This window comes from Streptomyces sp. NPDC002676 (assembly GCF_053592455.1).
Genome location: NZ_JBSFVT010000009.1, coordinates 284,651 through 305,038 on the forward strand (window position 1 = coordinate 284,651; position 20,388 = coordinate 305,038).

Annotated in this window: 19 protein-coding genes and 1 pseudogene; 9 read left to right on the plus strand and 11 right to left on the minus strand. The window is 70.2% G+C overall.

The window, feature by feature from the left end; all coding sequences use genetic code 11:
• Positions 1–35 precede the first annotated feature (35 nt).
• Positions 36–974 (minus strand): AurF N-oxygenase family protein, encoded by a 939-nt coding sequence (locus tag ACWD3E_RS25665; RefSeq protein WP_451389899.1) that lies wholly within the window; start codon positions 972–974, stop codon positions 36–38.
• Between the two features lie 123 nt (positions 975–1,097).
• On the opposite strand from ACWD3E_RS25665, the gene ACWD3E_RS25670 reads away from it, so the two are divergent.
• Positions 1,098–2,207, plus strand: a complete 1,110-nt coding sequence (locus ACWD3E_RS25670) for a ferritin-like domain-containing protein (protein WP_451389900.1) — start codon at positions 1,098–1,100, stop codon at positions 2,205–2,207.
• 52 nt (positions 2,208–2,259) lie between these two features.
• Positions 2,260–3,078 (plus strand): hypothetical protein, encoded by an 819-nt coding sequence (locus tag ACWD3E_RS25675; RefSeq protein ID WP_451389940.1) that lies wholly within the window; start codon positions 2,260–2,262, stop codon positions 3,076–3,078.
• Here the strand turns inward: ACWD3E_RS25675 and ACWD3E_RS25680 are convergent.
• From ACWD3E_RS25680 to ACWD3E_RS25705, 6 genes are all read right to left on the minus strand, one after another.
• On the minus strand, positions 3,062–3,553 hold the full coding sequence (locus ACWD3E_RS25680; RefSeq protein ID WP_451389901.1) for a DUF3291 domain-containing protein: 492 nt from the start codon (positions 3,551–3,553) through the stop codon (positions 3,062–3,064). The two genes, ACWD3E_RS25675 and ACWD3E_RS25680, sit on opposite strands and share 17 nt — an antisense overlap.
• A 69-nt stretch (positions 3,554–3,622) precedes the next feature.
• Positions 3,623–5,080: a penicillin-binding transpeptidase domain-containing protein gene (locus tag ACWD3E_RS25685; protein ID WP_451389941.1), complete on the minus strand. Its 1,458-nt coding sequence runs from the start codon at positions 5,078–5,080 to the stop codon at positions 3,623–3,625.
• A gap of 23 nt (positions 5,081–5,103) precedes the next feature.
• Positions 5,104–6,465: an FtsW/RodA/SpoVE family cell cycle protein gene (locus ACWD3E_RS25690; RefSeq protein ID WP_451389902.1), complete on the minus strand. Its 1,362-nt coding sequence runs from the start codon at positions 6,463–6,465 to the stop codon at positions 5,104–5,106.
• Positions 6,466–6,615: 150 nt separating this feature from the next.
• Positions 6,616–7,872: an ATP-binding protein gene (locus ACWD3E_RS25695; protein WP_451389903.1), complete on the minus strand. Its 1,257-nt coding sequence runs from the start codon at positions 7,870–7,872 to the stop codon at positions 6,616–6,618.
• Positions 7,869–8,609, minus strand: a complete 741-nt coding sequence (locus ACWD3E_RS25700) for a hypothetical protein (RefSeq protein ID WP_451389904.1) — start codon at positions 8,607–8,609, stop codon at positions 7,869–7,871. Before ACWD3E_RS25700 ends, ACWD3E_RS25695 begins: the two co-directional genes overlap by 4 nt.
• 180 nt (positions 8,610–8,789) lie before the next feature.
• A complete protein-coding gene (locus ACWD3E_RS25705) occupies positions 8,790–9,296 on the minus strand; it encodes a protein-tyrosine phosphatase family protein (protein ID WP_451389905.1) in 507 nt (168 codons plus the stop codon).
• A 102-nt stretch (positions 9,297–9,398) separates the two neighbouring features.
• Here ACWD3E_RS25705 and ACWD3E_RS25710 point away from each other — a divergent pair, with 102 nt between their 5' ends.
• Positions 9,399–10,202: a nuclease-related domain-containing protein gene (locus ACWD3E_RS25710; protein WP_451389906.1), complete on the plus strand. Its 804-nt coding sequence runs from the start codon at positions 9,399–9,401 to the stop codon at positions 10,200–10,202.
• Between the two features lie 98 nt (positions 10,203–10,300).
• Here ACWD3E_RS25710 and ligD read toward each other — a convergent pair whose 3' ends face one another.
• The gene (gene ligD, locus ACWD3E_RS25715; protein WP_451389907.1) at positions 10,301–11,182 is read right to left on the minus strand and encodes a non-homologous end-joining DNA ligase; all 882 of its coding nucleotides are present in this window, start codon (positions 11,180–11,182) and stop codon (positions 10,301–10,303) included.
• Between the two features lie 83 nt (positions 11,183–11,265).
• Here ligD and ku point away from each other — a divergent pair, with 83 nt between their 5' ends.
• From ku to ACWD3E_RS25730, 3 genes are all read left to right on the plus strand, one after another.
• Positions 11,266–12,351, plus strand: a complete 1,086-nt coding sequence (ku, locus tag ACWD3E_RS25720; RefSeq protein ID WP_451389908.1) for a non-homologous end joining protein Ku — start codon at positions 11,266–11,268, stop codon at positions 12,349–12,351.
• 124 nt (positions 12,352–12,475) lie between these two features.
• Entirely contained in the window at positions 12,476–12,925 is a 450-nt protein-coding gene (locus ACWD3E_RS25725) for a DNA-binding protein (RefSeq protein ID WP_451389909.1), read from the plus strand.
• A gap of 14 nt (positions 12,926–12,939) precedes the next feature.
• Entirely contained in the window at positions 12,940–14,136 is a 1,197-nt protein-coding gene (locus ACWD3E_RS25730) for a M23 family metallopeptidase (protein WP_451389910.1), read from the plus strand.
• A 230-nt stretch (positions 14,137–14,366) separates the two neighbouring features.
• Here ACWD3E_RS25730 and ACWD3E_RS25735 read toward each other — a convergent pair whose 3' ends face one another.
• Positions 14,367–14,561 carry a hypothetical protein gene (locus ACWD3E_RS25735; protein ID WP_451389911.1) on the minus strand — a complete coding sequence of 65 codons (195 nt, stop codon included), beginning with the start codon at positions 14,559–14,561 and terminating at the stop codon, positions 14,367–14,369.
• Positions 14,562–15,015: 454 nt separating this feature from the next.
• Here ACWD3E_RS25735 and ACWD3E_RS25740 point away from each other — a divergent pair, with 454 nt between their 5' ends.
• Together ACWD3E_RS25740 and ACWD3E_RS25745 are read left to right on the plus strand one after the other, a co-directional pair.
• Positions 15,016–15,861, plus strand: a complete 846-nt coding sequence (locus tag ACWD3E_RS25740; RefSeq protein ID WP_451389912.1) for a TRADD-N-associated membrane domain-containing protein — start codon at positions 15,016–15,018, stop codon at positions 15,859–15,861.
• A gap of 69 nt (positions 15,862–15,930) precedes the next feature.
• A pseudogene (locus ACWD3E_RS25745) lies at positions 15,931–16,523 on the plus strand (DUF234 domain-containing protein); the annotation flags it as partial.
• Between the two features lie 31 nt (positions 16,524–16,554).
• Here ACWD3E_RS25745 and ACWD3E_RS25750 read toward each other — a convergent pair.
• Both ACWD3E_RS25750 and ACWD3E_RS25755 read right to left on the minus strand, forming a co-directional pair.
• Positions 16,555–16,863: a hypothetical protein gene (locus ACWD3E_RS25750; RefSeq protein ID WP_451389913.1), complete on the minus strand. Its 309-nt coding sequence runs from the start codon at positions 16,861–16,863 to the stop codon at positions 16,555–16,557.
• Positions 16,860–18,026: a hypothetical protein gene (locus ACWD3E_RS25755; protein ID WP_451389914.1), complete on the minus strand. Its 1,167-nt coding sequence runs from the start codon at positions 18,024–18,026 to the stop codon at positions 16,860–16,862. Before ACWD3E_RS25755 ends, ACWD3E_RS25750 begins: the two co-directional genes overlap by 4 nt.
• A gap of 961 nt (positions 18,027–18,987) precedes the next feature.
• Here ACWD3E_RS25755 and ACWD3E_RS25760 point away from each other — a divergent pair.
• On the plus strand, positions 18,988–20,091 hold the full coding sequence (locus tag ACWD3E_RS25760) for a beta family protein (RefSeq protein WP_451389915.1): 1,104 nt from the start codon (positions 18,988–18,990) through the stop codon (positions 20,089–20,091).
• The last annotated feature ends 297 nt before the right edge of the window (positions 20,092–20,388 follow it).

A 20,388-nucleotide genomic window follows, 5' to 3' on the forward strand; every position in this document is an offset into this window, starting at 1 on the left:
ATCGCCCCCGCGCCCCTGGGGATGGCGCGCCTGCCCTACGCCAGAAGGCCCGACGCCCTCCACAGCCGCCGCCCGACCCCTCGCAGCACCCCGATGTCGTCCAGGAAGTCGGTGAGCCGCTTCGCTCCCGTCTGCATGACCTCCCGCCGGTGCCCGCTCGCCTTCACCTGGGCCATGGCCTCCCGCTTGTCGAGGCCGACGTTGGTGTACACCTCGGGGTTGACGAACGCGATCGAGAAGACGCGGGCGAACTCGCCGGAGGTGACCCGGGTGAACTCCTGGGACCACTTCGGCGCCGTGAGCATCTGGCGCCGCAGTTCCTCACGGGCGTACCGGACGTGCCGCGCCTCCTCCACCACGTGGATGCGCGTGACCCCGCGGATCAGGGGCTGCACCCGCTCGTCGGGGAAGGTCAGCCGCTGCATCCAGTCCAGTACCTCCTCGCCGAGCAGCGTGGCGGTGAAGGACCCCGGCGTGGTGGAGATCGTCTTGAACAGGCGGCCCAGGTTCTGGTGGACGCGGCTGACCGGGTACCACGGGGTGCCGCCGTGGGAGATGAGCCGCGCGAACATCTTGGAGTGCCGGCACTCGTCCTCGATCTCGGTGAGCGCGTAGCGCACGTGCGCGCTCGTCGCCGCCTTGTCGTAGATGTGCCGGACCAGCAGTTGCATGAGGATGAGCTCGAACCAGATGCCGAGCGAGGCGAGCGCCGCGGACTCGTGCTGGGAGAGCAGGATCCGCTGCTCCTCGCTCATCCGCTTCCACATCGGTGTGTCGTAGAGCGACACCAGCTCCGGCGGCCAGAACCACTTGCCCTCCTCGAAGGGCGCGTCCCAGTCCAGCTCCTTGTCCGGGTCGAAGGAGTGCTTGGCGGAGGAAACGAGCAGCCGTTCGGCCACCTGTTCCCGGTCTTTGAGCAGGCCGAGCGCGTCGCGCAGGCCGTCCAGCGCGTCGGCTTCCGTCAGGGTCGTCATGGCTCCCTCACCTCGTTACCCGGTGGTACGTCGTCCGCCTCTTATGAGACTGCCTGTCAGTAAGGGCGTCAATCCCTTGCGCATGACTTGTTGACTCGCGGTCTACGTGTGACCCTGCCCGGTATGCCGACCTACGACCTGTACGCCAAGGACCCCTCAGACCCGCACTGGCAGGTGCCCGCGAGTGGAGCCGCCCGGTTCAGCTGGGAGTACGACGAAGGACGTGACCGGCTGCTCGCCCTCTACCAGAAGGGCAAGGACAAGCAGTGGGACGGGCACAAGCGCATCGACTGGGACCTGGAGGTCGACCCGTTCGACCCCCTCGGCACCCCGGACGAGGCGATGAGCCTGTACGGCACCTCGTACTGGGCGAAGATGAACGACCGCGACAGGGGCGACCTGCGGCAGCACTACGCCTCCTGGCAGTTCAGCCAGTTCCTGCACGGCGAGCAGGGCGCGATGATCTGCGCCGCGCGGATCGTGGAGTCCGTCCCCGACCTGGACGCCAAGTTCTACTCGGCGACCCAGACCATGGACGAGGCCCGGCACGCCGAGATCTACGCCCGCTTCCTGCACGAGAAGATCGGGATGGTCTACCCGATCAACGACAACCTCCAGTCCCTCCTCGGCGACACGCTCCGCGACAGCCGCTGGGACATGCCCTACCTGGGCATGCAGGTCCTCATCGAGGGGCTGGCGCTGGCCGCCTTCGGCATGATCCGGGACACCACCGACAAGCCCCTGCCCAAGCAGATCCTGGCCTACGTCATGCAGGACGAGGCCCGGCACGTGGCCTTCGGGCGCATGGCGCTGCGCGACTACTACAAGCAGCTCACCGACGCCGAACTGCGCGAGCGCGAGGAGTTCGTCATCGAGGGCTGCTACCTGATGCGCGACCGGCTGCGCGGGGTCGAGGTCCTGGAGAACTTCGGCATCCCCAAGGCCGAGGCCGAGGAGCTGAGCGAACGCTCCGAGTTCCTCCAGCTCTTCCGCAAGCTGCTGTTCAGCCGGATCGTCCCCTGCGTCAAGGACATCGGCCTGTGGGGCAAGCGGCTCCAGCAGGCCTACGTCGACATGGGCGTCCTGGAGCTGGGCGACTCCAACCTGGACCTGCTGATGGCCCAGGACGAGGAGATCGCCGAGCGGCTGGACGCGGAGCGGTTCGCCGCGGAGGAGCGGGAGCGGGTGGCCGAGGTCCAGGAGGCGATCGAGGCGGGGGCGGGCGGGAGCTAGCGGGGGCGGCCGACGGCCGAGGTCTCGCTGCGAGTACCTTTTCGGCGTGTCCATGCCTCCGCAGCCCCCGTCCCAGCCGTATCCGAACGGCCCCCAGCAGCCGCCGTACGGGTACGGCCAGCCTCAGCCCCAGCCCCCGTACGGTGCCCCCGGCCCGTACGGCGCGCCCTACCCGCAGCAACAGCCCTACGGCGCCCCGCAGCCGTACCCCGGCTGGGGCATGCCGCCCATGGGCCCGCCCCCGAAGCGGCGCCGGATCGGGCTGGTGCTCGGGATCGTGGGCGGTGTCGTCGGCCTCGTCGTCGTCGGACTGGTGGCCCTCGGGCTGGCGCTGGAGTCCGGCTTCCCCGCGGCGAAGAACCAACTGACCCTGCCGAAGAAGCTGCTGGACGGGAAGTACGCGCTGGCCGAGGACCTCTCCAGCACCGAGGGGCAGAAGGTCGAGGACGAGGCCGACGGCGCCTGGGACGCCAAGGACGTCCACGCCGTGGTCGGCCAATACAGCCCGGGAGGCGACAAGACCAAGGGCGTGCTGCTGGTGTCGGGCATGTACGGGCGGTTCAAGACCCAGGACGAGGTCCGGCGCGGGCTGCTCAAGGGCGCCACCGACGCCGACGGCGTGACGGTCGACCGGCCCGCCAAGGACGTCACCCCGGCCGGCTCTGACGTCACGATCAGCTGCGAGGTGCTCACCCAGAAGGCGGACCCCGTCACCCTCGTCTACCCGGCCTGTGCCTGGTCGGACGGCAACACCGCGGCCATCGTCGGCGAGGTGGACCTCGCGCAGAAGGACCCCGCCGACGTGGACCTCGAAGCCGCCGCCCGGAACACCCTCAAGGTCCGCTCGGAGATGCTCAGGCCGATCGGCTGACCCCCACCGCATCGGCGGCCCCGGGCGGGAACGACGTCCGCAGCGTGAAGGCGTACGGCGTCGGGCCGTGCGCCCTCAGGTGCAGCAGCCGTTCCTCCGCCTCGGCGACCGTCGGGCGGTGGCCGGCCGGTACCCACCACAGCGCGGTCACCGCCTCCTCCAGGTGCTCGAAGAACTCCCGGCGCCGGGACAGCAACTCCCGGTGCAGGCCCTGGTACATGAAGGCGGTGAGCGCGTTCGCGTCCCGCCACACCGACATGTTGACGATGATCCACTCGTCGCCGAGGACCGGGATGTCGGTCGCGTTGCCGGAGTCGCTCTGCAGGCGCCACACGAACCCGTCCGAGGCGTCCGCCACCGCGTTCACCGGGTCGAGGCCGTCGACGAAGTCCTTCAACTGGGGAAAGTCCAAGGGGTACTTGAGGCGGGCGATGTTGACCTCGGCGAGTTCGTGCGCCGGTGCGTGATCCGTCATGGCCGCACGGTAGGCCGGGCCGCCCTCCCTCCGGTACCCCGTATCTCACAACCCGAGAACCACCCGGACTCACCGCCGGAGAACCGCCCGCATGACCTCCCGCGCGATCGGCGCCGCGTCCCCGCCGCCGCTGATCTCGCCGCGGTCCGCCGAGGCGTCCTCCACGACCACGGCGACCGCCACCCTCGGCTGCATGTCGTCCTCGGCCTGCGCCCAGGAGACGAACCAGGCGTACGGAATACCGGCGTTGCCGACCCCGTGCTGGGCGGTGCCGGTCTTCCCGCCGACGATGGCGCCGGGGATGGCCGCGTTGGTGCCGGTACCCTCCTGGACCACGTCGGTCATCAGCTCCTTCAGCCGCGCGGCCGTCGATGGGTGCATCACCTGCCGTACCGGATGCGCGCCGCTCCCGGCGACGGTCTCGCCGCCCCGCCGGGTGGTCAGCTCCACCAGGTACGGCGGGCGCAGCAGGCCGTCGTTGGCGACGGCCGCCGCCACCATCGCCATCTGCAACGGTGTGGCCCGCGTGTTGTACTGGCCGATCGAGGACAGCGCCAGCTGCGCCTTGTCCACCTGCGTGTCGAAGGTGCTCCGGGCGACCGAGAAGGGGATGCGCAGCTTGCTGTCGTTGAAGCCGAACGCCTGGGCCGTGGCCTTCATGCCCTCCACCCCCACGTCCACGCCCAGCTTGGCGAACACCGTGTTGCAGGACCATTCGAAGGCGTCGCGCAGAGAGGTGTCCCTGCAGCCGTCGGCCTCGTTGGTCAGCAGGGTCGTCGTGCCGGGCAGCCGGTAGGGGTCGGGGGAGTCGGTGCGGGCGTCCAGGTCCGTGACCGTGCCCGCGTCCAGCGCCGCCGCCGCGGTGACCACCTTGAAGGTCGAACCCGGCGGATAGGTCTGCCGTACCGCCCGGTTGAGCATCGGCTTCTCCGGATCGTGGTTGAGCCGCTCCCACGCCGATGCCACCGCCTCCCCGTTGCCGGACAGCAGGGCCGGGTCGTACGACGGGCTGGACACCAGCGCCAGCACCCGGCCGGTGGCCGGCTCGATCGCGGCCACCGCACCCTTGCGCCCGGCGAGTCCCCGGTACGCCGCCTGCTGCGCGGCCCGGTTCAGGGTCGTGACGACGTTCCCGCCCGCGCTCTGCCCGCGCGTCACGTCGTTCCACAGCGGGAACGCCGACAGCATCGGGTCGGTGCCGGACAGCACCCCGTCCATCGCGTGTTCCAGGAGCGCGGTGCCGTACATCTGGGAGGCGAAGCCGGTGACCGGGGCGTACAACGGGCCGTCCCGGTAGCTGCGTTCGTAGCGCAGCTGCTCGCCGGTGTCCGTGGAGCCCGTGACCGGCTTGCCCCCGACCAGGATGTCGCCGCGTGGCTGCTGGTAACGGGCGATCGTGGCCCGGCGGTTGGCCGGGCTGTCGTCGTAGAGGCCGGACATGACGACCTGCACGCGGGCGGCGTTGACCAGCAGCGCCGCCAGCAGCAGGGCGCAGAACGCCCACGCGTGCCGGATGTAGCGGGCCATGGGCCGCCCGCCGCCGTACTCGGTCACGGGGCCGCCTCTCCGTCGTACTGGCTGCGGGCCGAGTCGCTCACCCGGATCAGCAGGGCCACGATCGCCCAGTTGGTGACGACCGAGGAGCCGCCCTGGGCGAGGAACGGCATCGCCATGCCGGTCAGCGGGATCAGGCCGGTCACCCCGCCCGCGATCACGAACACCTGGAGCGCCAGGATCGAGGCGAGCCCGACCGCGAGGAGCCGGCCGAAGGGCTCGCGCAGGGCGAGGCCCGCCCGGTAGCCGCGCTCGACGAGGAGGCCGTAGAGCAGGAAGATCGCCGAGAGCCCTGCCAGACCGAGTTCCTCCCCGGCCGTGGCCAGGATGAAGTCGGACTTGGCGGCGAAGCCGATGAGGATGGAGTGGCCGAGGCCGAGACCGGTGCCGAGGATCCCGCCCGCGGCGAAGGCGAACAGCGACTGTGAGAGCTGGTTGGGGCCCTGACCGGCCTCGATGGTGGCGAAGGGGTGCAGCCAGTCCTCGATCCGGCCGTTCACATGCGGTTCGATGCGGCCGACGGCGAAGGCCCCGAGCACGGCGAGCAGCAGGCCCACCGCGATCCAGCCGGTGCGGCCGGTGGCGACGTACAACAGCACCACGAACAGTCCGAAGAAGAGCAACGAGGTGCCGAGATCCCGCTCCAGGATCAGCACGCCTACGCTCAGCAGCCAGATCGTCACGATCGGGCCGAGCACCCGCCCGGTCGGGAACTGCAGCCGCCACACCCGGCGGCCCGTGTACGCGAGCGCGTTGCGGTTGGCGGCCAGGTAGGCGGCGAAGAACACCGCGAGCAGCACCTTCGCGAACTCGCCCGGCTGGATGGAGAATCCGGCGACGCGGATCCAGATGCGGGCGCCGTTGACCGCGGGGAAGAGGATCGGCAGCAGGAGCAGCGCGAGCGCGGCCACGACGCACACGTAGGCGTAGCGCTGAAGGATCCGGTGGTCGTGCAGCAGCAGGACGACGACGATGAACAGGCCCACCCCCAGCGTGGACCACACGAGTTGGGCGGGGGCCGCCCGGTCGCCCGGTGTCTCCAGGTCGAGCCGGTAGATCAGGACCAGTCCGAGTCCGTTGAGCAGCACGCCGATCGGCAGGGGCAGCGGGTCGGCGTACGGCGCCCGCAGCCGGACCGCGAGATGCGCGAGCAGGGCGAGCACGCTGAGCCCGGCGCCGTAACCGGCGGCGCCGGGCGGGACGGTGCCGGTGCGGGCCAGACCGACGGCGCAGTAGCCGCACACGGACAGCAGCACGGCCAGCACGATCAGGGCGAGTTCGATGCCACGGCGCCGGGGGAGGCGTACGGCGGGTGCGGGAGCCTGTGCCGCCGCCACGGTGGTTCCGGCCTTCGTCATGCCCGGAACCTACCTAAATAGTGAGTGTTGTTTGCGTTGTCCGGTGTCAGCACCAGCGTGGCGCGGGGCCGTATCGATGTGCGGATCCGCCGTGGGCACGACCAGCCACAGGCGACCGGCACTGCGCAACGCACCCGCAGCCCCGAGTTCTCACCGGTCCTCAGCCGAGGCCGAGGGCAACGCAAGCGTGGCCACCGCGCCCCCGTCCACCGCGTTGGCGAACGAGAGCCGCGCCCCCAGCACCTCCGCCTGCCCCGACGCAATGGTCAGTCCGAGCCCGTGCCCCTTGGCCCCGCCCTCCGTACGGAACCGCTGCGGCCCGTGGGCGACGAGGTACCCGGGATAGCCGTCCCCGTGATCCCGTACGGTCACCACGGGTCCGTCCACCGTGAGCACGACCGGCGCCCGGCCGTGCTTGTGCGCGTTGGCCACCAGGTTGCCCAGCACCCGCTCCAGCCGCCGCCGGTCGGTCTCCACCCGGGCGTCCCGCACGATCCGCACCTCGGTCTGCGTGCCGGAGGCCCGTACCACCCGCCCGGCCAACGCCCCCAGCTCCTCGCTGCCCAGCTCCAGCCGTTCCCGGCCGGTGTCCAGCCGCGAGATCTCCAGCAGGTCCTCGGTGAGCGTGCGCAGCGCCGCCACCCGGTCCCGCACCAGCTCCGTCGGCCTGCCCGGCGGCAGCAGCTCGGCCGCCGCGTGCAGCCCGGTCAGCGGGGTGCGCAGCTCGTGCGCCACGTCCGCGGTGAACCGCTGCTCGCTCTGCAGCTTGCTCTGCAACGAGGAGGCCATGGTGTCCAGCGCCGCCGCCACCGCGGCCACCTCGTCCTGCGGGCGCGTCGGATCCTCGGTGCGCGGATCGTTCACCCGGGCGTCCAGATCGCCGGCGGTGATCCGCCGGGCCACCAGCGCGGTGCCGTGCAGCCGCCGGGTCACCCGGGTCACCGCGAACGCGCCGACCAGCACCGTCGCCCCGATCGCCAGCGCCGAAGACCACAGGATCGACCGGTCCAGGCCGACGATGGTGTGCGCCTGCTGCGAGTAGTCGACCTCCACGGCCAGCGCCCGGTGCCCGCTCACCGGGCCCGCCGCCCACATGGTGGGCCGCCCCCCATGCAGCGCGACCATCGTGCCGCGCTTCCCGGCCGTCGCCAGCGCCCGCAGCGACGCCGGCAGACCCTCGGGGTCCACCCCGGCCCCCGGCAGCAGGGCGTCCCCGGCCTCGTAGGCGTGGGCGGCGTCCGCCAGCCGGGACAGCGCCAGGTCGCGGGCCTGGCCGACGGTCTGGTCGGTCACCGACACATGCACCAGCACGCCGAGCAGCGCGGCCAGCGCACAGCACATGACCGTGATGAACACCGCCGCCTTCACGGCGAGGGCCCCGGCCCACCGGGGCAGCGCGACCCTCATCGCCCGCTCGCCGACGGGGAGGCGGACGGCGACGGCGACCGGACGGGGTGGTGGCTGGGCCGCCCCCGCCCCGTGCGCAAGAACTCGTCCCGGGAGAACACCATCGCGCGCCGCTCCGGATCCCAGACCCAGGTGGTGCGGTACTCGTAGCCGGTGATCCCGGCCGGCGAGCGCTCGATCACCGACCGCCCGGCCAGCTCCACGCCGATGATCGCGTCGTTGTCGGCGAGCACCTGCACCAGCCGGTGGTTCTCGACGGTGTACACGCGGACCGCCGTCTGGTTGGTCGGGTACAGCCGGAAGCCGAGCGTCATGTCGTCCCGGCCGTCCCCGGTCAGGTCCCGGTAGTAGGCCCTGAGCAGCGGACAGCGGGCCCGGTCCCCGCCCGGCTCGCACTCCTTCAGCCGGTCCACGGTCGCGTGGTACGCCCCCTTCGGCCCGTAGTCGTCCGGGTGCGCCTTGATCTCCGCCGCGACGACGTCCGCGGGATCGACCTTCCGGATGTCGTCACCGGGGACCGCCACCCCTTTGACGGTCTCCCGGCTCGCCTCGTTGTACTGGTAGGCCGGGCTCGACGCCGGCCTGAGGTCGGGCCAGAGCTTGGCGGGGCTGACCGCGGCCGAGGTCGGCCCGGCGCTGCGCAGACCGCCCGAGTCCCCGCAGGCCGCCGCCGTCACCGCCAGGAGGGCGACGGCGACCACGGTGCGGGCGATGCGCGCGGGACGACGGGCTGGCAAGGTGCTCCTGGTGGCGGTCGGGATCACGGTCGGGATCAGGGTCGGGATCACGGTCGGGGTCGGGGTCGGGATTCAAGGTCGGGCGGAACCCCGTACACCTTATTCACAGATTCGTAGGGAAGTCCTTTTTGCGCATATGGGACGGGCGGCCTACGCGACCACTCGGTAGCTGCCGGCCGGTTACTCGGCCAGCTCCTCCAGCAGCCGGGCAGTGGCCAGCCCGGCGCGCAGGTAGTCCACGAACAGCTCGTTGTGCAGCGCCCATGGCGAGCGCCGCCCCCGGATCAGCTCGATCGCCTCCTCGGCCGACCGCCCTCGCTGCACCAGGGCATGGGCGACGACCAGCCCGGAGCGGTTGTAACCGTGATAGCAGCGCACCAGCACCGAGCGGCCGGTGTCCAGCGCCTCGTTGGCCGCCTGCGCCAGCCGCATCACGCCCGCCAGCTGGGTGCCGTCCAGCGGCCCGTCCGGAATCGGCCACACATGGTGCTCGACCTCCGGATCGGGCCCGTACCCCGGCAGCCGCAGCAGGGACTGCACGACATCGAAGTCATTCCGTACGACGGCGAACTCCGGCCGTCCCGAACGGCCCCGGAACTCGTACCCGCCCATCCACAGGCCGGGCATGATCTCGTTCCACGGGCTGTCCGGAGCCGGTACGCCGGGCTGCTCTCCGCGCGTCTGCAACGGCGCCTCCCCAACTCCCCCTCACAGGGCCGATCTCCAAGGTAACCGTGTTCTTGCCCCGGAAGCACCCCGCCTGTTCCCATGGTCGAGGGGTGATGCCGCATGAGCGGACTGCGCGTGGTGCCGACCAACCACCACGGCCGCGAGAGGCTGTACGTCTGCCGCAGCGACGGCAGCAACGTCGCCTGGTACGACCGGGAGGCCGGCAGGGTCAACCTGCTCGGCGAGGACAGCAGGGACGCCGTACTCGAAGCCCTGAAGCCCTTCCTGACCGGCCCGGTCACCGTGGGCCCGCCACCGGTCCCGACCCCGGCGGAGCTGGCCCGGCTGACCCTCCGCCCGGACGACGACCTGGCCCCCAACCGCCCCGGCGAGGCCCTGCTCGTCGCCCTCGACCGTGACCCCGGCCCCGCGCACCGGCTCCGCCCGGACCCGCGCCGGCGCGCCCTGAGCGCCGAGCAGACCGTCGGCGAGGCCCTGGACCGGCTGGAGGGCGCCGGCTGGCACACCCTGCACTCGGTCCCGCTCCCCGGCGGCGACCGGGTCCACCACCTGCTGATCGGCCCCGGCGGCCTCTTCGCCGTCCATGCCCTGTACGCCCGCAGGAGCCGGGTCCTCGTGGCCGACCCGATGGTCACGGTGGGCCGCCACGAGGCCCAGCCGCTGCTCCGCCGGGTACGCGCCGAAGCCGACCGCGCCTCCTACGCCCTCACCGCCGAGGTCCGCCCCGTCCTGGCCCTGACGGCCCCGGCGGACATCACGATCACGGCCCCGCCGAGGGGTGTGCGGATCATGCAGGACCAGGAGTTCGAGGCGTTCGCCCGTATGGGGGGTGTCCTGAAGCCGGCGGACGCGGAGGCGCTGCATGCGATGGCACGGGACCGGAATACATGGGGGAGGGTGTAGAGGGGCGTGACGCTCAGCCCGCCTGGGGGTGCTCCCTCTGAGGCAGGGGCGGCGGGGGCGAAAGGCTCTGGGGGCACTTCAGCGGACCCTGAAGGCACTCACGGCAGCGGAGCGGCCCGCTCCGGATCCAGCAGCCCCGCCAGCAGATCCCCGTGGTCCTGAACCCGGGGCGCGATGTCCTCGGCCACGAACTCCAGCCGCCCGGCGTCCCGGCACTCCGCCACCTCCTCCCAGGTCACCGGCGCCGACACCAGCGGAAGCCGACGCGCCCGCACCGTGTAAGGCGCGGCAGTCGTCTTGCGGCCGGCATTCTGACTCCAGTCGACGAACACCTTCCCCGGCCGCAGGCTCCGCGTCATCCGATGCACCACCAGCCGCGGCAACGCCCGCTCGGCCTCCACCGCGAGCCCCTTCGCGTACTCACTGGCCCGCTCGGACGACCCCCCGCGCACCGCCGCCAGCAGATGCAGCCCCTTCGACCCGGCGGTCTTCACGTACGCCTCGATCCCGTCCGCCGCGAGCCGCTCGCGCAGCCACAGGGCGACCTCGCAGCACTGGACGATCGTCGCCGGCGCCCCCGGATCGAGGTCGAACACCAGCCGGTCGGCCTCGTCCGGCGTCTGCACCAGCCACTGGTGCGTATGGAACTCGGTGACCAGGTTCGCAGCCCAGACCAGACTCGGCAGATCCTGTACGACCACCATCCGGGCCGGCCCCTCCGAGCGCGGCACCTCGGCGGTCGTGACCCAGTCGGGCGTACCCGGCGGCACGTTCTTCGTGAAGAACACCTGTCCCTCGGGCCCGTCCGGATAGCGCAGGAAGGACACCGCCCGGTCGCGCAGATGCGGCAGCAGTACGCCGGCCGTGATCGCGTAGTAGTGCAGCAGCTCCCCCTTGGTGAAGCCGGTCTCCGGGTACAGCACCTTGTCCAGGTTGCTGAGCGCGACCCGTCGCCCCTCCACCTCAGTGATAGGCGTCATAACATGACAATCCCAGACATAAGGCACTCATACATGGACCTGGGGACCGCGTATTTCGCTTTCGCCACGGAAGGGCACGGCACGTGCGATCCATATGGAACGGCGCCATCTCCTTCGGCCTCGTCAGCATCCCGATCAAGCTGGTGAACGCCACCGAGAGCCACGCCATCGCCTTCCGACAGATCCACACCGAGGACGGCGGCCGTATCCGCTACCGCAAGGTGTGTGAACTGGAGGACCGCGAGGTCAGCCAGGCGGAGATCGGCAAGGGGTACGAGGACGCGGACGGCGCGATCATCCCGATCACCGACGAGGACCTCTCCCACCTCCCGATCCCGACCGCCCGCACGATCGAGATCGTCGCGTTCGTGCCGACCGACCGGATCGATCCGCTCCAGATGGATGCGGCGTACTACCTGGCGGCCGGCGGCGCTGCGGCGGCCAAGCCGTACGTCCTGCTCCGCGAGGCCCTGAAGCGCAGCAACAAGGTCGCCATCGCCAAGTACGCCCTGCGCGGCCGGGAACGTCTGGGCATGCTGCGCGTGGTCGACGACGCGATCGCCATGCACGGCCTGCTGTGGCCGGACGAGGTCCGCGCGCCCGAGGGCATGGCCCCCGAGGTGGAGGTCACCGTCCGCGACAAGGAACTCGACCTCGCGGACGCCCTCATGGACACCCTCGGCGAGGTCGACCTGGCGGATCTGCACGACGAGTACCGGGACGCGCTGGAGGAGGTCATCGCGGCCAAGGCGGCAGGCGAGGCCCCACCGGAGGCGCCGGCTCCGGCGGCCGGGGGCAAGGTGCTGGACCTGATGGCGGCGCTGGAGAGCAGCGTGCGCGCGGCCCGGGAGTCCCGGGGAGAGGCCGAGGTGCGACCCCTGCCGCGAAGCCGGACCACGCCGAAGGAGACGGGCGGCAAGAAGTCCACGGCGAAGAAGGCGGGGGCGGCTGCGGGGAAGAGGACGGCGGCACAGCCCACGAAGAAGGCGACGGCGAAGTCCACGTCGACGACGAAGTCCACGTCGACGGCGAAGAAGACGACGGCGTCTGTAAAGAAGACGACAGCATCCGCGAAGCAGACGACGGCGTCCGCGAAGAAGACGACAGCATCCGCGAAGCAGACGACGGCGTCCGCAAAGAAGGCGACGCCGCGCAAGAGGACGGCGTGAGGGCGTCGTGACGCGGACGCCGCAGGCGATGAGCACGGACGACGGCTCGGACGACGGCTCGCATGAACACCCTGTTTTAAATAACTAGTTGACGCCACGTCATGCACAGCCGCACCCTCGTCCCATGTCCCCGGCACCCGAGCAGCACACCGACCCCTTCACACCTCCACAGCCGGAGCAGGCGCGAGCGCACCGCGTCTACGCGTCCCTGTTCCGCATCGCCGAACGACACGCGGCAACCGACAAGCAACGCCACCGCCAGATCCACCCCTCGGTCCTGGGCCCGCACGAGGCCGTGAGGCTGGTGTCATTCCTGCTCAGCGGCGCAGCGCAGCCGGAAGACGGCGAACCGGAGGTGGACCAGGCCGACATCACCGCCGCACTGACCCTGGTCCCCCTGGTCCGCGCGGAACTGGACGAACTGGAAACCAGCCTCCTCCAGATGGCCAAGGGCCGAGGCATGACCTGGCAGCAAATAGCCTTCGGCCTGGGCCTGGGCACCCCCCAAGCCGCAAGACAGCGCTACGAACGCCTGGCGAGCCGCGCGGCAACGGACACGGAAGCCACGGAATAGGAGGCGGAGCGCAAGTGCACGAGGATCCGAAGCCCGAGCCGCAGTTCCCGCCCCAACTACCGGAAGCCCGAGCCCTGTCGAGATTCCTCACCGCGGACCCGGCCGACTGGCCCAGCCTCGCCCCGCGCGTGACGAAGGAGGTAGGCACGGAAACTCTGGAGCGGATAGTCCGAGCCACCACGGCTCGCACAGGGCAGCTGGTCACTGTGACGGACAGCCCCGACGGCCTGCTCGTGTCCGGCAGCAAGGGCCAGGTACGAGCCTGGGCCCAGGCGACCCCCGACGGCCAATTGACCGCACTCCGCATAGAAGCCGCCCCCTACAGACCGCCGAGGCGACACCGACGCCTGCCCGCTCCACTGACCTGGGCGACGTATCTGACCCTGGTCGCCCTGTGGAACGTCCTGACCGTATGGACGGCTGACAACCGCACCGCCTGGCTGGGCGACATGGCCGCCCTCGCCTTCTTCTACGTGATCGTCGAGGGGTGGGGCGCACCGGCACAACAGCCCCGCCGGCTACGCCGTACGGTGGAAGCTGGCGCCGTCGCAGCCGTAGCCTCCGCCTGCCGTCTACCTGCTCTGCCGACGGGCCGCGCCTCCCTCCGCCTCGCCGCCGGAGCCGCACTCCTGACCGGAGCCGTGTGGCTGGTCGCCGCCGCACGGCGGCACCGCTGGAAGGCACCGCTGTCCCAGCCGCTGCTGTTCCCGCTGGAGGGCACCTGGTACGTCGTACAAGGCGGTGGCCGCGTCCTCAACCACCACGCCCGGATACCGGAACAGCGCGGCGCCCTGGACCTGGTCGCGCTGGGCCCACACGGCACCCGCACCCGCCCCGGCCACGACCTGACCGCATACGCCGCCTACGGGCGCCCCGTCCGCTCTCCCTGCGACGGCAAGGTGATCTCCGCCGCCGACACCGTCCAAGACCAGAAGCCGGGCGAAATCCGCTACCAACCGCCCTACGGCAACCATGTGTTCATCGACACCGGCCGGGAGATCATCAAGCTGGCCCACCTGCGCCCCGGTTCTGTGACAGTGACCAAGGGCGACATCGTCCGCACAGGCCAGCTCCTGGGCGAGATAGGCAACACCGGCAACACGACCGAGCCCCACCTGCACATCCACGCCGAACGCGAGGGCATCGGCCTGGACCTGGCCTTCACCGGCATACGGGGCCGCCTGCACCGCGGACGAACCATCCGTGCCTGAGGCGCGGCTCCGTGGTGCGGCGGCATGGCGGGCGACGGCGACGTAGGCGGACATTCCGGACGGGCTGCTGCGGAAAACAGGGCTTCCGTTTTGGTTGGCGGAGGCGTAGGTTCCGGTTTACCCCGCGACGGCGCCCTTCGGGGCGTTGGCCCGCCAGTCCCGGGATGGCGGGCCGCGCGGGGGCCAACGGCCTGGTCGCATCAGGCGCGACGCGGCACGCTTCGGCGCCTTCACTCGGTGTGGGAGCGCATGAACGCGTCGTACGCCTCGGGTGCCGGCTCAGCGCCGACGGTGGGCACGTCTCCGAGGCCCGTGGCGGCGGCGTCCCGCTGGGTGAGCGCGGGCAGCGACCAGCGCTCTTCGAGGGTCTCGCCCGAGGTGCCGTCCCATGGGTACACCAGGATGAGCGCAGCTGCCCGCGGCATATTTCGACAGGCCGGGCTCGGCGCCGGATGATGGTGACATGGCCGGACGTCACGTGCGATCTGGCCGGCGTGGAGGCCGAGGCTGCGCATCTTGTCGTGCTGTGCTGCAGAGCGGCCGTCCCCAGGGGCCTCATAGCCGGAACTCTGTGGCCGGACGTCCTCCACGACTGTGCCGGCTTGCGGGCGGAGGACTGGCTACAGCTGCGCATGCACGCCCACGCCGCGATCCACGCCGAGCTGGGCCGGTGATGGCCTCTCTGGAAACCGGCCTCATAGAGCACGTGGAGGCGGAGGGAGCCGGGGTGCCATGTCGCAAAAAGGGAGAGTGCAAACGAGGCCGCATACGCGAATGGCCTGGTCCGCGGCGACTCGGCAAGCCTTGCAGATACAGCAGCCCCCTCCCATTGGGCACAGGTCGCTTCTGTGGCGAGACAGTAGAGAATTCAAGGACTGGATGGAGATCAAGCGAGGCTTCTCCAAGGTACTTGTCTATTCTGCGGCGCCGATGATCTGGATCGCTGTGCTGATGACTCCGTTCACGCTTCAAGTCAGGGAGGGGACTTGGCCTCGCGCGATCCTCCTGTCTATTCAAGTCGGGATATTTCTTGGGGCGCTGATCATTCTCTTGATCGGAACGTTCGGGTACATGGCGGCCAGGCGGGCGTTTGATGAGCGAGTCAGACAGGCCGGCTCTGCTGCGACGGAAGAAGCTGTAGAGCGGCTGCGGACGAGCCACAAAATAAGACTCGCCGACCTGTTTGTGATAAATAGACGCCAGTTGGACGAGTATCAGGCGGTGAGTATTGCCGAGCAGCATTCGGCTTTTCGGAACGCCCAGATCGCGTCTGCCGTCGGGTTCGGCTTCTTGGTGATCGGTGTCGGGTTGTCTTTCGGTGCACACAAAGACGCTACTGCCTATACGAGTGCCGGACTGGCGGGGCTCGGCGCCCTGCTCAGTGGGTTCGTGTCGGGAGTGTTCTTCAAACAGTATTCGGCGACAAGCAGGCAACTTCAGCGCTACTACACCGAACCTTTCAGGATGGGCCAGATCCTGACTGCCGAACGAATCGCCTGCCTGGACGATCACGAGGGCATTGAGGAAAGAGTCGCATCCCAACTCCGCCGAAGCATAGTAGAAATACTGATAGAGCAATTGCCTGCACCGTTTGCTGTATCCGGAGGCAGGAGCAGACAGATCAAGAGGCCCAGAGCCCAGAGGGGGGCGGGCAGGAGGAGCGCGCCCCAGGCTCCGCCTGCTGCAGAGGCGACAAGCCCTCCCGGCGCCTCCCAGGAGAGGTGAGAGGGCGGGAGCCAGTGAGACTGACTCCCGCCCTCTTCTGTCGGCATCCGCCCCAGCTCGAAATGGTGTGGCGCCCGGCCGGGCACGCTGTCCCCGCTGCTGAACACCCTGCAGGCCAAGCGGGTTCTGGCGGCCGACCTGCCGCTGTCCGCGAAGGCCGACACCAGGAACAAGCGCTACCGCATCGCCGATCCGTATCTCCGGTTCTGGTTGGCCTTCCTGCAGCGGGGGATCCCGCTCATCGAGCGCGCCCGGGCGATCTGGCCCTGGAGCCCATCGAGCGGTCCTGGACCGCCTGGCGGGGACGTGCGGTCGAGCCGCTCATCCGCGAGTCGCTGCTGCGGCTGCTGCCCGACGAGCGATGGCCGGAGACAGAGGCTGTCGGCGGCTGGTGGAACCGGCAGAACAACCCCGAGATCGACCTGGTCGGCACCGACCGTGAACCCGTGGCGGGCGCGTTGCACTTTGTCGGCTCCATCAAGTGGCTGGAGTCCCAGCCGTTCGGCCGGCGCGAATACGACGCCCTGGCTCGGGACGTACTCGCGGTGCCCGGTGCCGGGCGGGACACCCCGCTGGTCGCGGTGTCCTGCAGCGGTGTCGTCGGCAGTCTGCCGCTTGCGGCCCACTGGGGGCCTGAAGATCTGGTCCGCGCCTGGCAGTAGCGGAGAGACGGTGAGGCTTGGGGTACGTGGCTCAGGATGCCCAGTGCCGGTAGGCCTCCACCCAGGCCCACCCCTCAGGCGCGGGTTCGGGCAGCGGTAGGTCGAGGAGGCCGATCGCCTGACGGTGTCGACCGCGTCTGCACAGGGCGACGATGCCGCTGCCGGACCGGAGCTGGACGGCGGTGACGGTTACGGTGACGCCGAGCACGGCTGTGTCGAACGGGAGGGCGAGGCGGTCCTCGATGACTGCATGGAGAGCGGAGAGTTGTTCGTCCTCGTCGTAGGCATCGACGATCGCCTCCGCGACCATGGCGGCGAGCGCGGTGGTGGTGGGCCTCATCGTCTGTGGCGCCTTTCCGCGCGCAGGAGTTCCGCGAGGCGGGCGCCGACGGGAGTGATGCTTGGCACGGGCTCGTGTGTGTAGTGACTCTTCTTGCGCCGGCGCAGCAGTTCCTCCCCATCCCGCTCCCAGGTGAACGCGGGCTTGCGCAGGAGCGCGCGGAACACGGCGTCGGCGTTCTCGGTATGCCGCTGGACCAGACGGCGGATGACCATGGGGGAGACGGAGTCGTCGTTCAGGTACTCCCGGAGCTGCGTCAGGTAGGTGCGGTTACGGGCCAGAGCGGGATCGGCGAACAGCGCGTCGAGACGGCCGAAGTCGGCGTAGTAGCAGATGCCTTCGGTCTCGTCACAGATCACAGCGACGTCGTCCGCGTCGAGAAGCTCTTCGGGCAGGCTACTGAGTTCGTCAAGCGAGGGCCCGCTGTTCCTCGCCTGCGCGGCGGCCTCGTCGTCAAGTTCGGTGAGGGCCTTCTCCTGCCGGTGACGGTGATACTCGCGCAATCGGACTTGCGCCTCTGCCGGCTCCAGGATGAGCAGGTCGGTTCCGAACAGCTCGACGAAGTCGGCACAGGCTTCGGCCTGCATCTCCCAGGCCATGCGCAGCAACTCGGGATTGCGGCGCAGCAGCTGCGGGTTGTCAGCCAGGGTCTGGACGGCGACCTGCGCCAACTCCAAACCGTCGCCGGGCGGGTAGGTGGTGAGGTTGCCGCTGACCACCCAGGCGTCGGTGTCGGGGTGGACGGGCACGATGCGCGCGGCAACGAACATCCCCTTGCGCAGATTTCCCAGAGCACGCGGCCCCAGGTTGGAGTGGACCCGGTAGACGAGGTCGTCCAGCAGGTTGTGCAGGATGGCGGCGCCTCGATCGGGGCTCTGTACCTCGAAGAGCCCCTCGACCACGTCGCGCCAGCCGAGCAGCATCGCACGTTCGTCCTCCGACAGCGGAGGCCGCCGCTGGGCCACGAACTGCTCGACGACTGTGGAGCCGTCCGCCAGCCGGTACTGCAGCGCGAAGTGGTCGATCGTCTGGATGGCGGTTGCCTCGTCCAGGAAGCCGAGTTGGTCCTCGGCCTCGTCGAGCCGAGCATCCAGTCGCCGGGCGAAGCGCGGACCCTGCGCGAACGCCACCAGCTCGCTCTTGAGATCCGCGCTCCTTGCCAACCGCCTTCCGACTGGGGGGAGCGCCGTGGGGGAACCGTTCTGGTCCACTCTTTCCTGCCTGCTTTTCAAGTTTCTGCCGTACGACGCGAGCCGCCGCCTGCGAGCGCGGCGCGCGTCTGTCTGGGGCATGTGTCAGAAGCCGGACGGCCGGGGCCGACCGGTGAGTTGCTGGTCGAGCCGTTCGGCGTGGAGGGCGCGCACGGCTGTGTCGACGGCATCGCGGCCGGTGAGGTCGACGCCCCGCGCGGCGAGGGCGGCCGAGATCTGCTTGGCCGGACCCCACGCCTCCTCGTCGTCGAAGGCCGCGCGAAAGGCGGGCGCGTACGCATCGACTGCGGCGATGACGGGAGAAATCCATGGCTCACCGGGCGGTGCGGCGAGGCCGCGTGCCAGGCGGGCAGCGGCTGCGACCCGGCGAGGATCTCCACCGTCTCGCCGAGCAGGGAGCGGCTGTCGGGCGGGCCGACCCGCTCCAGCGCGGCCACCGCGGCAAGGCCATGTGGGGACGGTGTCGTCGAAGCCCGGCCCACCACCTCAAGACATAGCGTCTGCTCCGGCTCGCGCTCCATCATCCCGACGGCCAGCCACGCCTCGCCAAGACATCCGCTCGCCCACGCCTCCACCGCGAGGACATTCCTGTCTTCCAGACGCTGCGTTCGGGCCTCCCGCAGGACACGATCCGGCAGTCGCAGGGGATGCGGCGAACGGCGTACGGACTTCTTGCCGCCACCCGGCTTGCGGCGGCCACGGCTCTTCGCCATGCCATCGAGTCTGGCAGAGCAGGGTGGGACGCGGACCGGATGGTCGAGGACAGCCCCCGCTGGGGTGACTGCGCGGGTACGCCGACGCGGTTCCAACCGCCGCAGTGGCCTGAATGGCCCTCTTTCGTCATGAAAGCTCTCCCTGCACCCTTCGATCAGGCGCGATACGCCCATGCTGCGGGACCGACGGGGGAGCCGCGATGGTCAGAACCGTCTACGTACCGGTACTGCCGACCACCCGAGCCGCCAGGCGGGCCTACGAACACGTGGACGTGTCGGTAAGGCGCCGGATCGAGCCGTTGTGGACCGTGGTACCGCGTGTCGGGCCTGAGCGTCGTCGGGACGCACCTCCGGTGTCCGACCCGGAGACCGACGAGACCCTGCTGAGTGACTGGCTCGCCCCGCGCGTGAACGACCTCATCGAGACGATGGGCGACAATCCCGGTTGGGTCGACGCGGCCCACGTGGAGCGTTTGATCCACGGGTCCGCGGACAGCCTGTGGCACTTAGCCGTCAGAAGCCGCCTGCGCTTGGTCACCGGGCCCGAGCGCGCCCCAAGGCACCAGCGCTACGCCGCCGACCTCGCCTTCCTCAGTGGTCGCAGCCTCGGTATACGGCTCGCGCTCCACGAGCCCCTGGACCCGCACGGCAGCCTCCGCCCGCAGCTCCTCGACTTGATCGACCGCCTCTGCCTGCCACCCTCCCGCCTCGACCTCATTCTGGACCTCGGAGCGGTCACGGACGCCGGGGAAGCCGTCAAGACCGCCCTCATCGCGATCGACCTCCTCGGCGCCCTCGTCCCGTGGCGCACGCTCGTCCTCACCGCCGGCGCCTTCCCCCGGGCCATGGACGACATCGACATGCAACCCACCCGCACCGCCGTGCGCCACGACTGGCGGCTGCACCACCTGGTGGGCACCGCCCGCCCGGAGTTGGCGAGGAGGATCGTGTACGGCGGCTACTCCGTGGAGCACGCCTGCAGCGCCAACATCGCCCCCGTCCGGCAACCAGGCCCGGGCTGGAGCCTGCTGCGCTACACCACACCGGACGGCTTCCTCATCGCCCGAGCACCTACCAGGGGCCCCGACCACGTCTCCCGGGTACGCGCCCAGGCCCGCTGGATAGTCGAGCACAACGGCTTCCGCGGACTCGGCGATCCGGGCCACGCCGAAGGTGAGCGCTGGCTGCGAGCCTGCGCGTACGGTGACGGCTCGAAAGGCTCCGGCAATGCCGAGACGTGGCTCCAGGCGGGGCACACGCAGCACATGGACTTCGTCGGCCGACTGCTGACAGGCGCTTTGTGAGGCACCGAAGGCGCGAAAACGGGCCATCCACGACTATCAGGCGTTGCTTTTTGCCAGGGCCAGGGCCAGGGCCAGGGCCAGGGTCATGGGTCATGGGTCATGGGTCATGGGCATCGCGTGCACCCGGCAGAGAGGCATCGTGTTGCGCGCGCCTGGCGAGTCAGCCTGGGCAGCCTTCCCCTCCTGCGGGCTTCCGGGTGGGGATGAACCTACGTACGGTCAACAGAGGGACAACACTTTTCTGGCCTGCGGCGATGCCTGAGAGGGAGCAGGTCGTTGCATCGCGAGCCTGCAGGT

What these genes read in the sequence shown, in the direction of transcription:
- ACWD3E_RS25675 (WP_451389940.1), top strand. Translation starts at nt 2,260, where the DNA reads ATGCCTCCGCAGCCCCCGTCCCAGCCGTATCCGAACGGCCCCCAGCAG.
- ACWD3E_RS25680 (WP_451389901.1), bottom strand. Translation starts at nt 3,553, where the DNA reads ATGACGGATCACGCACCGGCGCACGAACTCGCCGAGGTCAACATCGCC.
- ACWD3E_RS25725 (WP_451389909.1), top strand. Translation starts at nt 12,476, where the DNA reads ATGTCCCCGGCACCCGAGCAGCACACCGACCCCTTCACACCTCCACAG.
- ACWD3E_RS25760 (WP_451389915.1), top strand. Translation starts at nt 18,988, where the DNA reads ATGGTCAGAACCGTCTACGTACCGGTACTGCCGACCACCCGAGCCGCC.
- ACWD3E_RS25695 (WP_451389903.1), bottom strand. Translation starts at nt 7,872, where the DNA reads ATGAGGGTCGCGCTGCCCCGGTGGGCCGGGGCCCTCGCCGTGAAGGCG.
- ACWD3E_RS25740 (WP_451389912.1), top strand. Translation starts at nt 15,016, where the DNA reads ATGGAGATCAAGCGAGGCTTCTCCAAGGTACTTGTCTATTCTGCGGCG.
- ACWD3E_RS25735 (WP_451389911.1), bottom strand. Translation starts at nt 14,561, where the DNA reads ATGCCGCGGGCAGCTGCGCTCATCCTGGTGTACCCATGGGACGGCACC.
- ACWD3E_RS25685 (WP_451389941.1), bottom strand. Translation starts at nt 5,080, where the DNA reads ATGGCCCGCTACATCCGGCACGCGTGGGCGTTCTGCGCCCTGCTGCTG.
- ACWD3E_RS25665 (WP_451389899.1), bottom strand. Translation starts at nt 974, where the DNA reads ATGACGACCCTGACGGAAGCCGACGCGCTGGACGGCCTGCGCGACGCG.
- ACWD3E_RS25670 (WP_451389900.1), top strand. Translation starts at nt 1,098, where the DNA reads ATGCCGACCTACGACCTGTACGCCAAGGACCCCTCAGACCCGCACTGG.
- ligD (WP_451389907.1), bottom strand. Translation starts at nt 11,182, where the DNA reads ATGACGCCTATCACTGAGGTGGAGGGGCGACGGGTCGCGCTCAGCAAC.
- ACWD3E_RS25750 (WP_451389913.1), bottom strand. Translation starts at nt 16,863, where the DNA reads ATGAGGCCCACCACCACCGCGCTCGCCGCCATGGTCGCGGAGGCGATC.
- ACWD3E_RS25690 (WP_451389902.1), bottom strand. Translation starts at nt 6,465, where the DNA reads ATGACGAAGGCCGGAACCACCGTGGCGGCGGCACAGGCTCCCGCACCC.
- ACWD3E_RS25710 (WP_451389906.1), top strand. Translation starts at nt 9,399, where the DNA reads ATGAGCGGACTGCGCGTGGTGCCGACCAACCACCACGGCCGCGAGAGG.